Origin of the sequence: Nibricoccus aquaticus, assembly GCF_002310495.1 — a bacterium.
GTDB lineage: Bacteria > Verrucomicrobiota > Verrucomicrobiia > Opitutales > Opitutaceae > Nibricoccus > Nibricoccus aquaticus.
This window is the reverse complement of the sequence record NZ_CP023344.1, coordinates 2982023-2996874: the sequence shown is the minus strand read 5'-3', so window position 1 is coordinate 2996874 and position 14852 is coordinate 2982023. Positions and strand designations below refer to the sequence as shown.

The 14852-nt window shown below is 58.2% G+C and carries 12 protein-coding genes; 4 read left to right on the top strand and 8 right to left on the bottom strand.

The features are described 5' to 3' along the window. The first annotated feature begins 12 nt into the window (after positions 1–12). Both CMV30_RS11985 and CMV30_RS11980 read left to right on the top strand, forming a co-directional pair. On the top strand, positions 13–645 hold the full coding sequence (locus CMV30_RS11985; protein ID WP_096056249.1) for a hypothetical protein: 633 nt from the start codon (positions 13–15) through the stop codon (positions 643–645). Between the two features lie 17 nt (positions 646–662). Next, complete coding sequence (locus tag CMV30_RS11980; RefSeq protein ID WP_096056248.1) at positions 663–1553, top strand: hypothetical protein; 891 nt, start codon at positions 663–665, stop codon at positions 1551–1553. Here CMV30_RS11980 and CMV30_RS11975 read toward each other — a convergent pair. From CMV30_RS11975 to CMV30_RS11955, 5 genes are read right to left on the bottom strand one after another with little or no spacing between them, the layout of a single operon-like run. After that, positions 1487–2284: a Type 1 glutamine amidotransferase-like domain-containing protein gene (locus CMV30_RS11975; RefSeq protein ID WP_096056247.1), complete on the bottom strand. Its 798-nt coding sequence runs from the start codon at positions 2282–2284 to the stop codon at positions 1487–1489. The genes CMV30_RS11980 and CMV30_RS11975 overlap by 67 nt on opposite strands. A gap of 24 nt (positions 2285–2308) precedes the next feature. After that, entirely contained in the window at positions 2309–4423 is a 2115-nt protein-coding gene (locus CMV30_RS11970) for a sodium:solute symporter family protein (protein WP_096056246.1), read from the bottom strand. After that, positions 4420–5841, bottom strand: a complete 1422-nt coding sequence (locus CMV30_RS11965) for a M28 family peptidase (protein WP_096056245.1) — start codon at positions 5839–5841, stop codon at positions 4420–4422. Before CMV30_RS11965 ends, CMV30_RS11970 begins: the two co-directional genes overlap by 4 nt. 3 nt (positions 5842–5844) lie before the next feature. Next, complete coding sequence (locus tag CMV30_RS11960) at positions 5845–7659, bottom strand: hypothetical protein (protein WP_096056244.1); 1815 nt, start codon at positions 7657–7659, stop codon at positions 5845–5847. A gap of 18 nt (positions 7660–7677) precedes the next feature. After that, positions 7678–8673 carry a WD40/YVTN/BNR-like repeat-containing protein gene (locus CMV30_RS11955; protein WP_175414852.1) on the bottom strand — a complete coding sequence of 332 codons (996 nt, stop codon included), beginning with the start codon at positions 8671–8673 and terminating at the stop codon, positions 7678–7680. 62 nt (positions 8674–8735) lie between these two features. Here CMV30_RS11955 and CMV30_RS11950 point away from each other — a divergent pair, with 62 nt between their 5' ends. Further along, positions 8736–9257, top strand: a complete 522-nt coding sequence (locus CMV30_RS11950) for a RidA family protein (protein ID WP_096056242.1) — start codon at positions 8736–8738, stop codon at positions 9255–9257. A 21-nt stretch (positions 9258–9278) separates the two neighbouring features. On the opposite strand, the gene CMV30_RS11945 is transcribed toward CMV30_RS11950, so the two are convergent. Genes CMV30_RS11945 through CMV30_RS11935 form a run of 3 tightly spaced genes read right to left on the bottom strand, consistent with a single transcriptional unit; the run spans position 9279 to position 13851 of the window. After that, positions 9279–10568 (bottom strand): aminotransferase class V-fold PLP-dependent enzyme, encoded by a 1290-nt coding sequence (locus tag CMV30_RS11945; protein ID WP_096056241.1) that lies wholly within the window; start codon positions 10566–10568, stop codon positions 9279–9281. After that, positions 10565–11422 (bottom strand): DUF6807 family protein, encoded by an 858-nt coding sequence (locus tag CMV30_RS11940; protein ID WP_096056240.1) that lies wholly within the window; start codon positions 11420–11422, stop codon positions 10565–10567. Before CMV30_RS11940 ends, CMV30_RS11945 begins: the two co-directional genes overlap by 4 nt. Then, positions 11419–13851, bottom strand: coding sequence for an alpha-L-rhamnosidase-related protein (locus CMV30_RS11935; RefSeq protein WP_138223270.1), 2433 nt, complete (start codon positions 13849–13851; stop codon positions 11419–11421). The genes CMV30_RS11940 and CMV30_RS11935 overlap by 4 nt, the downstream gene beginning before the upstream one ends. Positions 13852–13969: 118 nt before the next feature. On the opposite strand from CMV30_RS11935, the gene CMV30_RS11930 reads away from it, so the two are divergent. Then, positions 13970–14830 (top strand): sugar phosphate isomerase/epimerase family protein, encoded by an 861-nt coding sequence (locus CMV30_RS11930; protein WP_096056238.1) that lies wholly within the window; start codon positions 13970–13972, stop codon positions 14828–14830. The last annotated feature ends 22 nt before the right edge of the window (positions 14831–14852 follow it).

Here is a 14852-nt window from a genome sequence, read left to right as displayed (position 1 = left end):
CAGCGAGGCATCATGAAACTTCCACTACAAATCGCCCTCGCTCTGACTTTGGCAGCGTCCTCTCTCTCGGCCCTCGCTCAAGCCAATCTTAAAAAGTCACTCACGCCCGAGGAGTGGAAAGCCTCAGGGCTGGACCGTCTGACTCCCGCCGAAATCGCCGCACTCGAGGCAGCATTGCACCGGCAGACACAGCCTCCCGGCGCGATCGCGCAACCTCCGCCAGCCTTGCCCTCTGCCTCCACTGCTTCGGCCACAACCGTCGCGCCAGTGGCTGTGCAAGAGTCGCGCGCCGTCTCCGTCGCATCTACTCCCGCAGCAGCAGCTCCCACCGTCACACCGCCCGTTCCTCCATCCGCAACTCCCGCCGCTTCCACCGAAGATACCCGCGGCTGGCTGAGCCGCTTTGGATTGCCCAACATCAGCGATTCCGACTGGCGCAAGCTGCCGCCGCTTCAGGCAAAGGTCGTCTCGTGGGAATCGGCCAACCGTTTCCGTTTGGACAATGGCCAAACGTGGGAAGGCACTGAACCGATACCCGACGAACTCGTGGGACGCGCCATCGAGATCCACGCCCGCCCCAACAACAGATTCACCCTCGTTCTCGACGGCAAGAACACCAAGGTCCGCGTCGTTCGCGTGCGCTAGTTTCAGCGTTCTCTTTCGTGCTCCACCTAGCCAACGCCCGGCTCCGCGTCGACATCCTCGACCCACAAGAATCCGGCCTCAACGGCGTACCACGATTCTGCCCCGCAGGATTCATCTGGCAGGTTCATCACGTCACCGCCGGTCCGCTCTTAGCCGGACCCGAATGGCCAAATCCCACGCCCGATCCCTTCAATGGACAAGGTCTGCCCGAGGCGTTCCGGCATCGCACGCGAGAAGGCTCTCCGCTCACGTGGAAAGGCGATGAGGGACTCGCTGTCGGCACCGGCGTGCTGAAACGTTCTTCAACTGGCGAGACGACCCTCGTCAGCCGCTGCGAATGGGAAATCATCCCGCTGCACGAACGCGCGCTGTTCAAAACCACGCACGAGGCACTCGGTCATCGCTACGAATTATTGCGCCTCGTCGAGCTGCAGCACTCCAGCCTCATCTCGGTCTCCAGTCTGGCCAATCAAGGTGACTCGCCCATCACGCTCCAGTGGTTCGCGCATCCGTTTTTCACACTCACCGAAGGCCTCATCAAAGCCGGCCTGCCCGACGGCACATCGCTCGCCGAAAATCCCGGCTTCGCTCTCTCCGACAACTGCCTCACGCAGAAGCGCCGCTTCCACGACGTGAAGGACGGGCACTTCGATCAGCTAAAACTTCCCGCAGAGAAAAATCTGGAAGCCCGCCTGAGTCATCCAGCGCTCAACCAGATCGACTTCTCAACCAGCTTCCCGCCCGACGAATGCGTGATCTGGGGCAACGCCAACACGTTCTCCATCGAACCGTATCTCTCGATCACACTGGCTCCGGGTGAAGTCCGCCAGTGGCAGCTGCGCTACGACTTCGGCATGAGCTCCGGGACTTCCTCGCCGAGCTTCAACTCGCGCACACCCGCTCCGTGATAAACCCAACCGGCGCCCGCCTCTAGCGTGACGCGCCCGCCGTTGAGCCTGGCGATCGCCGCATTCGACAACGCAAAAACCGTCTCGTCTGGGTTGAAACGCAGGTACGCTTTGATCTTCCCCACACGCCCGTCGAAATCCGCTTTGTTCGCAGGCAACGGATGATGCGGATTGATCACCGCGGGAAACACGGCGAGCGCACGACGCGTCGGCACAAACGTCACCGGAAAATCGTTCGTCGTCCCGATCAATAGTCCTGCGACATTCGCTCCGGCACTCGTGCCGCCAAAAGGAATTCCCGCAAGAACTCGTCTGCGCAGAATATCGATTTGTCCTGAGCGGTAGAGATCGGAAAGCAGAACGAACGTCTCTCCTCCGCCGACAAAAATGCCGTCCGCCTTTTCCAGCAGCGCCCTCTGGCCGGATCTGTCATGCCGATGCAAAGACTCCACGGCGAATCCTCCGAGATGCTGAAACGCCTTGCGCAGCCGTTCCTCCATCCGGTCACGATCCTCCGGCAGCGTGGCGTGCAGCACCAACGCGATTTTCTTACAGCCCGCATAGTGCGTCTTCATCACCGCCTGCACGGAGTCGGCAAACTGATCGCCGTTCATCATGCTGCCACCGCACACCAGCACGGACGCCGCTTTGGATGTTTGTAGATCAACGCGCTCCGCCCGCGAAACACCAAGGCTCAATAGAGAAACGATAAGCAGGAGAAAACGTTTCATATCAAAAAGGCGGATGTGGATGCGCTAGCTGCCGAGCAGCAGCACTCCTTTGAAGAAGATCAAAATCACGCCAACCAACGCGCAGCACCCGATAAAGCCCAGAGTGTCCTGCTTGTTCCATTTGGTGAATTCCCAGTTCGATTTCGGGAAGAGCTTCAAGTGATCGTAACGCGTCGGATTCGCATAGCTCGCCTCCACGTCCCTCGCGTCCTGATCCAATGTCAGCGCTACGGGAGTCTTCATGCGCACATGGAAGCGCGCGACCCGCGTGGGATCAGTAGGCTGCGTGAGCAAGCTCACCACGATCAGGACGAAGATCGGAAACAGAGCATCCACCACGTAACGCGTCGTCATCAATTGCGCCGGGCTGAAACCCGCCACATCGACGCCCAGCAACGACACCAGATACACTTCGCTCCGGAAGAGTCCTTTTCCTGTGCGCGGTGAATCCGGATTCTTGATATCCGTGCGCACCACACCTTCTTCAAAGAAAACCGAAACAGGCTCTGTGCGGACCACCTTCGTGATCGAGTCGCCTTCCTTCGCCGCCAGCCCCGCCGTCACATCGGCCGCCGTGGCGTTCATCTGCGTCGAGGTCGTCCGTTCCCGGGTCATCAACGTCAGCGCGGATGATTGCGCGAGAGCCGGAATCGCCGGAACGCTCCACGGTACCACCGCGATCACAAACAGCGTCGCCAGCACCTGCACGCGCACCGCGACTTCGGTGAGCCGGCGCCACAGGAAAATTAGCGTGATCGGCACGCCCCACACGACCAGCAGCACGATGGAGAATTTCAAAATCGCGACGACGCTGTTGAGGTACAGCCCCACCGCTACGCCGAGAGCCAAAACGATCGGCACCGTCGCACGCGCCACGAACATATAGTGCCGCTCGCTCTTTCCGGGGAACAGCGGGCCGTAGAGATTTTTCACCACGAGACCTGAAAGCACCACCGACTGCGCGCCCAGTAGCGCCAGCTTTCCGCCGAGAATGCCGATGATCATGACGCCAATCAAACCGACCGGCAGCAGTTCGCTCGTGAGCAATCCCCACACTTGATCCGGGTCGGAGAGGTTCGGCCCAAACAGCGCCAGCGCGATCAATCCGCAGTAAGCCCAGGCTATCGTGACGAAGCGTTTGCTGAATCCACCGGTCACCGCACCCAGCCGTGCGGCAAACTCGTTTTTCGCGGAGCCGGCGATCGTCATATTCGCCTGCGATCCGACGATGCCCACGAACTGCACGAGCAACAACGCCGCGATCGAGTACCACGTGTACTCGCTCATCCCGCCTCCTCCGAAGAGATTAAACATCACCGCCGGCACTTTCTCGTGCAGCCCACTGACGCCTCCCGTCTGTGCGAGACCGAACGGTATCAGGATAACCGATATCAAGATGACGAGCACCGCCTGCACGGCATCGACCATCGCGGATGCTTTCAGTCCGCCCAGCATGACGAAAATCGCCACGAGCGACGTCGAAACGAGGTAGAACAGCACCGGCTTCAAATAAGTGACGTACGGCTGAAGCTCACCGCGATCATAGTAATCCTTTAGCACGCTGTACCGCGCTTCGCTCGCTTCAGCGAGCGGTGCCGTCTGCCTCACCTTCCTGAGTTCAGTGAACTCGTGAAAATCAGCCACACTCTGTTTCTCCACAGGTGAGTAGATCGCCGGATCTTTCACCATCAACGGCTGGAGTGTTTTGAGCGCGACCACGTTTCCGCCGGCAATACCCACGATGATGATGAAGATCGTCGTGCTGGCGTACAGCGTCGCCAGAAATCGTTTTCCGAAACGATCCTGAAAAAGATCCGCCATCGTCGTGAGACGCACACGCCTGAACCAGACATTGCTGAACCAATAGTACGGCGTGAGAAACAACGTGATCAGCGCGAGCCACGCACCGCCCGCGCCCTGACGGTACACCGAACTCGACGTCGTGGTCGCCTGCCCCGGATCGGCCATGCTGCCGAAGCTCAGGAAAAACTGAAACCACTTCCCTAGCGAGCGGCCGCCTAGGAAATAGTCTCCTTCCCCCTTCACTCCGTGAGAGAGAATTTTTCCAATCGCGAGGACCGCGATGATATAAACGACGACTACGAGAGCATCTACGATATGAAGGCCAAGGACGGTCATGGGGTGGAACTAGGTTTGCTAATAAAATCAGGAAGCGGCCAGAGCCCGGCTCCTTTCATCCGCGCCTCCAGCTTAAATTCGGTAAACAATTTTTCGGTCTCTGCACGATCCCGTCGGAACGCCTCCAGTTCCGCGTCCTCCGCCAGCGCAAACACGAGGCTGCCAATCACCGCAGTGGAATCGACGATCAGCTTCTCGGATACCTTGTCGATCGTGTCGGCGAAATCGTGATAGTAGCGAACCGACGTACGCTCGATCGGCGCAGAAAACGTGACCGTGCGCACACCGGCGATCTGGTAATGCGTGTGATCGCTGCCAAACCAGTTGAAGTTGAGCACGCCGTTGGGAAGCCGCGCATCGCCGCGGGATTTATTCCAACGTTCGAGCGCTGGCACCAGCGAGGCATCGCCCAGCGCATTCACCGCCTGCGGCACGCCCATCATGTCGAGATTGATCATCGCAACGACCGGCGCGTCTCCGATCCGCTTCGCTTCATGCCGCGAGCCCCACAGCCCCTGCTCTTCTCCATTGAACCAGATCAACTCAACTGTGCGCTGAAGCTCCTGGCCGCGCAATACGTGGGCGAGCGCGAACAATTGCGCCGTACCGATTCCGTTATCCATGGCTCCTTGCCCCAGATCCCAGCTGTCGAAATGCGCTCCCACGACGACGCGCTGGGAAGTTTTTCCCGGAAAAGTCACCGAGACATTCGCAGTCGTTATCTCAGTGCTGCGTGACTTCGTCTCCAGTTTCACGCGCACAGGAACGTCACGCGCAAGCAACCGCCCGATCCACAATCCTTCCTCCTGCGTGACGGAGAAAACCGGCATCGGCAGTTTCTCTCCGACAAAACTTCCCGTCCGTGCGAGCAACTGTCCGCCATCTTCGCGGTTCACAAAAAGCACGCCCTTGAGTCCGCGCGCGGAAGCTTCTCTCAAAATTTCCTGCAACGGCACGCTGGAGTTCGCCGCCAGCAACCCGACAAATCCGCGAAGATTCTTCCCTTCAGGATAAGCGCCTGCGCCCCCTGCGCCGATGTTCACCACCGACGCCTCAAACGATCGCTGCGCCTGCGTGTAGCTAAGCGCGGCCACCCGCAGCCGTCGTTTTACAGGCGCGAGCATTTCCACACTGTCATCGTCGCGCTCCCACCCCGGCATAGAAAAAGTCGTCGTCTGCGGATTCAGGCCGAGCTTTTTTAACTCACCAACCAGCCGCTCTAGCGCGCCTTGGTTGGTCTTTGATCCCGTGAGCCGTCCGCCAAAGTCGTCGCAGAGATGCGTGAGCATCACATGCGCGGCCTTGCCGCCCTCCTTCAACGATTCCTCCGATGGTAAATTTCCCAATGCCGCCAGCGCACTTGCCGCCAAGAGGACAGCGGCGCCTGCAACATTTCGGAAACTCGAATAGTACAACATCGCTCAGTTCTCCTTCACCCGGTCGATGGTCGTCAGCGTATTGAAATCGAGCACACGCTCCTGTTTGCCGTGCGTGAGGATCAGCTTCTTGCTGCCGTTTTCCGACTGCAGATAGGGACTGTCGAAAAGCTTCCATTTGGAGTAGTCCACTTTCTTTCCGTCCACCGTCGGGATCTTTCCGTACGCGCAGACAACCTTCCGTCCGCGCAGCGTCGTGAACTCCACACGAGGCACAGGATCGACCGATGTCTTCAATGGCAGCGCGAGAATCGCTTTCTTAAACGCGTCCCAATTCGCGAACTCTCCTGCGGCCGCGATCTGGACAAGCGTGCCGTTCTTTTTGTGAGGGCTGTAGAGCCGTTTGCCGCCGCCCTTGATCTCGCGCCACTCGTACGCGGCCAGCGGCCGGTAGGCGATAAACGCGTTGCCACCCTGCGCAAAGATCCAGCCCGACGAATCCTCTTCCAGCCGGCTCAGATCCTTGGAGAAAAATCCGTTGATGTGCTCAAACGTCGTTCCCGTCGGGATGTCGTAGAGCGCAATCAGCGTATCGAGATTCTGATAAACCTGCTCATACGGCGAACCTCCGAGAAACTTGTCCTCCTTATTATACGTCGGCTTTCCCTGCTGCGTGACCGCTTCGGTGATCCAGTCAGGAAATTCCGTGAAGTAGGTCTGCAACTCATCAGACGAGTAATAGGGATTGAGAGAGAAAAGCGTGTTGTGAATGCCGCGCGGATTGGGAACCGACCACGTCACGTCCCAGGAATGATGCTGAATGGGCTGCAGCATCCCGCCTTGGTCGGAACCGATTGCATAGTCCTTCGTCACGTAGGTCGTTTTGTACACCGTCGCGTTGCGAACATCCGAGTTCCGCCAGCGATGGCGGGTGCGGCGTTGCTCCAAGCTCAAGTACGGTCCGCTGCGGTCCGTCGCGATGCTGTTGATGACTTCCGGCAACTGGTAATCGGAGACGGTTCCCGCCGCCGCAAAGTAGATTCCCCAGTGCCCGTACGATTCAGGCGCCGGGCAATTCCCAAAGTACAGCCACGCAAAAAACGAAGAGAGCCCGTTCCACTTCTCCAACACCTGCCCATCTGTCGTGCGGGCATGTGCGCCGATGTAGATTCCGTCGAGCGTATCGATGGCAAAGTCAGCCAGAGTCCAGTCGAGCATCATCTGCCCGCGTTTACGCATCGCGGGATCTTCCGCCCACGTCGCGAGAAACAGCATCGGGATGCAGTATTCTCCGATGTAGTGGGTGCAGTCGTACTCGCCCTGCCCGATCGTCGTGGCGAGATCCATCCAGTGGATCAGGTAGTCGCGGGATTCGGCCAGATTCTCCGCCGAGCTTTTCCCGGTGAACCAGCGGTCGCCGGGCTCATCGGCCCACAACTGCGCCATCAGGTACAGCGAGCTGTAGTACATGGCCCAGTGGTTTTCAGTATCGCCGCGCATGGGCATGTACGTGCGCCACGCTTCGCGCATCGCCAGTTTTGCCTCCGGCGAAAGTTGATCGCGCCCGAGATAGGCCACAGACACGCAGGGGAACATCCAGAACATATCGCTAGCCGGCTCCTTCATGAGCTCGATCAGCCGCGTGGAGCACCAGTCGGCATCTTCCCGACGCGCAAGTTTCGCGGCAATCTCCGCCAGGCCGCCAGATTTCGGATCTTCTTTTTTGACCAGACCGGATCGCCACGCCGTCACTTCATGCAGCCGGCTTTGATAGGCCGCCAGTCGTTGATCAGCCGTTTCGCCTGCGTGGCAGACAATCGCGGCAGTGAGAGAAAAAAGAATCGTGCTGAAAATTTTCATAAGAACGTGAGCTGTGGGTTACTGTCGTGGCACGAAAACAAAGTCCCAGACCGTGGCGGCCTCGAACCACTGTTTCTTCCACGTACGTCCAAAATCGTCCGACGAAAAAACTGCGTTCTGATGTGGCGAAGCATAAAGCCGTCCCGGGCGATCCGGATCTATCGCCACGCGCCAGACTTCCCGATTGGGCAGTCCGTCGTTTCGTGAAACCCAGGTGGCCCCACCATCTTCGGAAACGAGGACTCCACAACCCCACCCGCTAACCGCGAGTCGCTTCGGATCGGTCGCATCGAAATCACCATTGTGCAGTGTGTGCTTCTTATCGATCTGGCTGATGGCCTTCCACGTGGCACCGCCATCGCGGGACAACACCGCACCGTCGCTTTGAGTCACCGCCAGCATCACACGCGGATCGTGCGGCGACTGCTTGATGTCGTTCACCGTGTGCGAGGTCTCAAAAACCCTGCGCCAAGTCTTCGCACCGTCTTCACTAAGATAAATGCCGAGTTCAGTCCCCGCCAAAACCCGGCCCTGTCGTGTACGATCCACCAAAATACTCTGCGTGTACGAACGAGTGATTCCTTTGTTGGAGCGTTTCCACGTCTGACCGCCATCGTGCGAAACGCCGATGCCGTCCGGCAATCCGATGTAGAGCGTATCCGGCGCGTGCGGATCTATCGCGATGTCCTTGGGCTCCGTCATGTCCCAGCTCGTCATGATCCGGCACGATTTCCCATCGATGGAGTAACGCAGCACACCGTTGAGACCCACGCTGAAAATCGTCCGGGCTCCCCGGGGATCAACCGTCAGCGTGTCCTGCCGCGGATGATTGAAGCCGACGTGTACGGGAGTCTCTTGATCGTCGATCCGGTAGATACCGTTCAATTGCTGCACCTTCATCCCAATCACGAACGGCTTCGACTGGCTGACGCAGAGATAGAGATCGTGTTTGGGCTGCGCCGCAAAAACCGGAATTCCGGCCAGCAAGAACAAGGTAACAAGTAGTCGTCGCATAAAAATCATTGGTTTGTCGTTTCCCAGCGGGCTCGCGTCCTGCTAGAGCAAGTAACACTCATATGAATACCCGCATCGTTGGCTTTCTCCTCTGCGCATTTCTTTCCGTCTCGGCCGCTCAAAGCGCGCCCGAGGAAAATCTGGCCAAACTCGGTCTCACGCTCCCGGCGACCAGCGCTCCGGTGGCCAACTATGTTTCTGCCGTGCGCAGCGGCTCGCTGCTTTTCCTGTCCGGTCATCTTCCCCGCGACGGCGCGGGCAAGGTCATCACGGGAAAGATCGGCCGCGATCTCGATGAAGCTGCCGGAGCAAATGCCTCCCGCCAGACCGCCCTCGCTTTGCTCGCCACGCTCAAGACCGAACTCGGTTCCCTTGATCGCGTGAAACGAATCGTTCGCGTCGGTGGTTTCGTGAACTGCACCGATGATTTCACCCGGCAGCCAGCGGTGATCAACGGCTGCTCCGATCTTCTCGTCGCCGTTTTTGGCGATAGCGGCCGCCACACCCGCGCAGCCATCGGCGTTTCCTCGCTGCCAGCAGGCGCCGCCGTCGAGATCGATCTCGTCGTGGAAATAGCGGATTGAGGAAGAGCGACGCATAAAGGATCAGGCCGTCTTCGCGAATTCAGCGACCGCCGTCACCAGGCGGTCGCATTCATCCGCAGTGTTGAACAAGTGAGTAGAAACGCGGAGCGCATCCAGATTTTCTTCGGTCACCGGACGGCAGCGAAGTTTATGCTTTCCGAGCAGATGACCGAACAGTTTCTCCGAGGAGACGTCTTTCACTTTGAACGTAGTCATCGACGCACGCAGCTCAGGACGCGAAGGCGTCAGCACTTGCACGCCAGAAATCGCCTCGAGTCCACGGTGCACCTGCGTCGCCAGAGCTAGTCCGCGTTCGGCGATCCGCTGTCGCCCGATTGATTCCTGAAAACGTGCAGCTTCCTGCAAAGCCAGCACAGTGGCTGCGTTTCGCGTGCCGTACTCGTGACGCCGGGTGCCAGGCACAATTTCCAGCTTCCCTGTGAAATCAAAGTTCTCGCTCGAGTAAGCACCGAGGTGCGAGAGCGCGATTTCCTCAACGCGCGATTTTTTGATGTAGAGCAATCCCGACTCGCGAGGTCCGCCCAGCCACTTGTGCCCGCTGGTCGCGTAGGAATCGCAATCAATCTCGTGTAAGTCGAAAGGCAGCATCCCAGCGGATTGGGCGCCATCGATGTGAAACCAAATACCCTTCTCACGGGCGAGTTCGGCCATCGCCGCCACCGGCATGACGACTCCGGTCGGCGCGGTAACGTGGCTCACTTGAATGACGCGCGTGCGTGTAGTGATCAGACGTGCGAGACGCTCAAGATTGCTCGCGGCAGAGTCAGTAGCCGGCTCGAATGTTTTCACCACGGCTCCTCGCTGCTTCACCTGATTCAGCCAAGGAAGCGATCCGCCCGGATGCGCGTGCGATTCGAAAATGATCTCATCGCCGGCGCGCAAAGCGATCCCCGCCGCGATGATGGAGTTACTCTCGGTCGCATTGCGCGTGAAACAGAGTTCCTCCGCATCCGTTCCGAAAAACTTGGCGAAGGTCCGACGCGCTTCGTCAAAAGACGCATGACCCGAATCGACGCGCAACTGCAACGAACGCGTGCTGCGCTCGTACACATCCAGCACCGGCCGGGAGGACGGTCCCAGCCCGCCACAATTGAAATAGGCCAGCTCCTCAGAAATCGGATACAGCGCGCGCACCCGCTTCCAAAACTCCTCGGCGCGGCTCGCATCGAAAATAGGCAGGACATCGTCCACGTGTGGAGCCGATGAGGACGCCTTCAGGCGGCTGGCGGCCAACAGGCCCATCGCTCCTGCTCCCAGACTACGAAGAAAATGAGTGCGCGTGAATTTCATGAGACGTCGGTGAAAATCAGACTGTGATCGATCAGCAGTTCAGCCCCTGCTGCCAAAAGGTGATCGCGATCGAACTGAAACGGAAAAGCCGTGAGCGGATTTTTCTGCCTCACGAACCAGTGAATCGGCCCGGTGTTATTGATGAATCGGATATTCACGCGCTGAAGATTTTCGTCCTTCTGCGCGTTCCACTCCATCCAACCTGCCGCTGCTCCGTGAATCGCCACCTCACCGCTCAGGCCGTTTTCGGCAGCGATGCTGATGCTGGCATCGCCATGCTCATCGAGCAAATCGCGCGCGCCCCGGAATTGCAGACCCGTGTAATGCGAGCCTGTGAGACCATGCCGCGAATGATAATTCCCCAGTGAAAGCGCGCTGCCAGTTACGTTCTTTAACGAAGCTCGCCAGAAGAGCGCCCAGGCATTCTCCGACAGAACCTCGACCTCCAACGAACGGACTTCTTCCAAAAGTAACTCGTCCTTGTCCGCCGTTCTCCACTGAAGCCGGTGCGTGAGCGCCGCTGCAGAAAGCTCCAGCCACTCCAGATGTTTCTGAATACCGTGATCGTCGCGCCACTGATAGCCGTCGGCCGCACGATAAGACGGGCCGCCCCAGAAATTTTTCTCCCCGACATGGTTGATCGTGAAGCTCAGCCCATGATGCCAAGGATGATCGTTCGGACGAAAACAAGACAACGTCGCTCCAGACAAACTTCGCACCGGATGCGCAAATGGACGCGAAGACTCTTTGGCCAAAGTCTCCGGACGGTAAACGTAACGGAAGAGCAGTCCTGCACGGTGATGGATCTCCACCGCTTGATCGCCGTCCTGCTTCAATCGCAACTGATCGTTCACAGAAGCTTCACTTTCTCTTCAAAGCGCCCGCCTTCGAAGCAGCGGCGATGACCGCCCGGCAGAGTGACATTCACGAATGTCTTCGCCGGAGCGGAAATCAATATGCCAAAAACCCCATCACGGATTTCCCACGAAACGTCGATCGCACCCGCCGGCGTGCAGACCCGCCCGCTTGCGTGAGTGAGGCCGCAAATGTTCGGAGCAACATCTACCTCAGTGAATCCGATTTTCTTCGGGGTAACGCCCAGCACACCGCCGATGAACTCCAGCGCCGGATGCGCGCTCCACGCATGACAGAGCGAGCGCCAGTAACTGTTCTCTTCGACAAATGTATCGAGACCGTAATCCACCATCTCGTGCCACGGTCCGAGAAACTCAGGGAATCGGTCGTAAACTCCGCAAACCCGCAGCGCGCGGAAAACAGCGTGCCAGCAAAAGAACGAGCCGGGCGCGAGAAGTGGATCCGTTGGGAATCGTTTCAACAACTGAGCGCGCTCCTTTTCACCGGCCGCTCCACAAATCACCGCCCACGCATTGCCGTATTGACTGACCTCAGGGCCGCCGGGGCGGTCGAAATAGAGGCCTTCTTTTTCAGACCAGAATCGCGTGTGAAGCGCACGTCTGAGTCCGTCGGCTTCTTTGACAAGATCCGTAGATTCCGGGCTTCTGCCCGCGATCCGGCAAAGATCTGAAACTTCATCCAGCGCTTGGATGTACTGCGCGGAGATGATGCAAACAGGACCATCGGCAGCACCCGGAACAACCCCGCGCGGCCACCAGGAACACCAATCGGTGATGTTCCAGAACGGAAGACGCGACGGAAGACCGCTCTCATCAGCGTGACGGCGAAACCAATCGAGCACCGCTCTGATTCCAGGAAGCAGATCTCGAAGCGTCACCAGATCCCCGGTACAATAAACGTAATCGCGAACATTCGTGACCCAGTGCAAAGACCACGAGGGAATGACCTGAAGCAGCCGGGACGGAAACCGGCTCTGAGTGAGCCCTTCCGGCAGACGCGACCAATCGAATTGATAGAGCGCCTGCCGGCCCAACGAAGCATCACCGCTCGTCAGCATCGCGATCTTCGACGTGATCATCGTGTCCCCCGCGTACTGCATTTGCTCGTAATGCGGGCAGTCCTCGAACGTCTCATGCGAACAGAGCCGCATGGTGCGCAGCGCGACGTCCCAGATTTTATTCAAACGCGGATCGGAGCATTCAAACGCGCCGGTGATCTTGTAAGGATATGCGGTGAATCGTTGCTTTAATTGTAGCAGAGTCAGCGGCTCAGTTCCCGCCGTTATCTCCAACCCGACGTAACGAAACGCACGCCAATGCCAGGGCTCGAATTGTTCAGCCCCCGATCCGGCCGGCTCCCACACATCGGACCAGCCGCTGATTTTTCCTCGGCGATCGAACGTCCAGCCGCTCGACTCATCCGCGAAATGAGACGCCAGATTCTCCAACGACTGCGGACGCCCGAGCAGTTTCGCATCTTTCGTCGCCCACGGCAGACGGAGAGCCTCCGCATACGTGAAACGGATACGCGCGCCAGCTCCGCCAGAGACATCTAAAAGAGGATAAGCCGTCGTTAACTCGCCCGTGTCGACAATAACCGAGCAGGTCTCACCGGGAGAAATGATAACGGACTTGTCCTGCGTGATTAAATTTAGCCAGCCGTCACCAGCATCAGCTCCGCCTTGCAAAAACACTGAGGAAAAACGCGCAGGAGCACCCTCCTCCAGTGGCGAGATCATCCGAGGAACCAAACCATACGGACTAGTGGGATCACGGCGGTTTTCATGCCTCTCCGCCAGATACAGTGTGGCCGCGTCTTTCCAGCCGCTATCGTCGAACTCCGGCTGATTCCATCCGGCTGGAAGCTCTCGAGAAACACGGTGCTCAAAGTAACCGTGATACCCCTCAAAACGCGTTCCATCATTCTGGAAGCGGAAAGAGGTATCCACTTTCACAAGCCATCCGGGCAGGCCGGTGTCCAGCCGTCCGGTTTTTTCCGACGCCCCGCCCAGTTCTCCTTCTAGGAGAAAACCGCCCGTGTACGTCATGACCGAGCAAGGCGCGCCTAGCGCGGATGGCCGGTGTGCGACGCGCGACATATCAAGCACCACGGCCGCGAGCATATTCCGGCCCGGCTTCAGCCAGCGGGTCAGTTCGCACGTATCATAAAAGTGGTGATGGATATCCCCCTTCGCTGGCCCCCGTGAAACCAAAACGCCGTTGCAGTAGAACAGATACCGACTGTCCGCGGAAATATGCGCGGTCAGTGTTGCCGCAGCGTCCCCAAGTTCGAATGAACGACGAAAAAGACGGACTTGATAATGCGACGGCGATGCTTCGGCCGCCGCAGCATGGGATCCTTCGAGAGACCAAATCCAAGCGGAACGATTAACAAATGGCTGGGGCATGAGCTGAAAGTCGGACGCCACCGCTGTCTAATGAGGGCTCGCAGTGACTTTGAGGTTCAAAATGGGCTGGCCACACTCTGAATTTCAACATTTGTTTTCAGTTATTTTCAGTAAAGTAATGAAAATCATTTCAGAACAACCCCGCTTGATCGTTTGCGCGTCCCTCTGGTCTCTAGTCGCACATCCCACCACGCGCCGCGAATGGTCACTCACAAGAAAACTCGCCGCGATCAAAGATGCGGGATTCGACGGCATCGCCGAAACCTTCCGGCCAGAACTGGCCCCCCACTTAAGGCGTCTGCAACTGAAGATCTGCGGACGTGTTTTCTCACGAACTGGCAGCGACGTTCGCACCCTGCTCGAAATCGAAGCTGCCGGAGGCGCCCACTACGTCAATTGCATGCTCGGCGAGCATGACACCACACCTGCTGCCGCCACAAAGATCATCATCCGAACCGTGCGGGCAGCACAAAAACTGGGCCTCTCCGCACACATCGAAACCCATCGTGATACCTGCACGGAGACTCCCGAGAAAATCGCTGAAATCTCCAGGCTTTTCACTCGTGAAACAGGAGAACCTCTGCCGTTAACCTGGGACCATTCTCATCCGGCCGTGATGAAGCACGTGCTGCCCCAAGATTATTCAAAACGGCTGCTTGATAGTCCGCGCCTCATTCAGCACTCGCACCTGTTTCATTGTCGGCCTTTCAACAGCCAGCATTGCCAGATTCCAGTGACTAATGGGAAAGGTAAACTCACCCCTGAATTTAACGATTATCTATCCTTCGCAGAAGACCTGTTCGCAATGTGGCTTCAAGGCCCAGCCCCACGCGGCGAACTCTGGATCTGTCCCGAGCTGGGCACGACCGTGGGCTACAATGTCAGCACCAATCCGCCCGTCTGGCCCGACACGATCCGTTGCCGGTTGGAACTCCTGAAATCATGGGAACGCGCAAAATTGCGCGCCCGGAATTTCTAGCGAAGTGGCAAGCGTCTTGCTG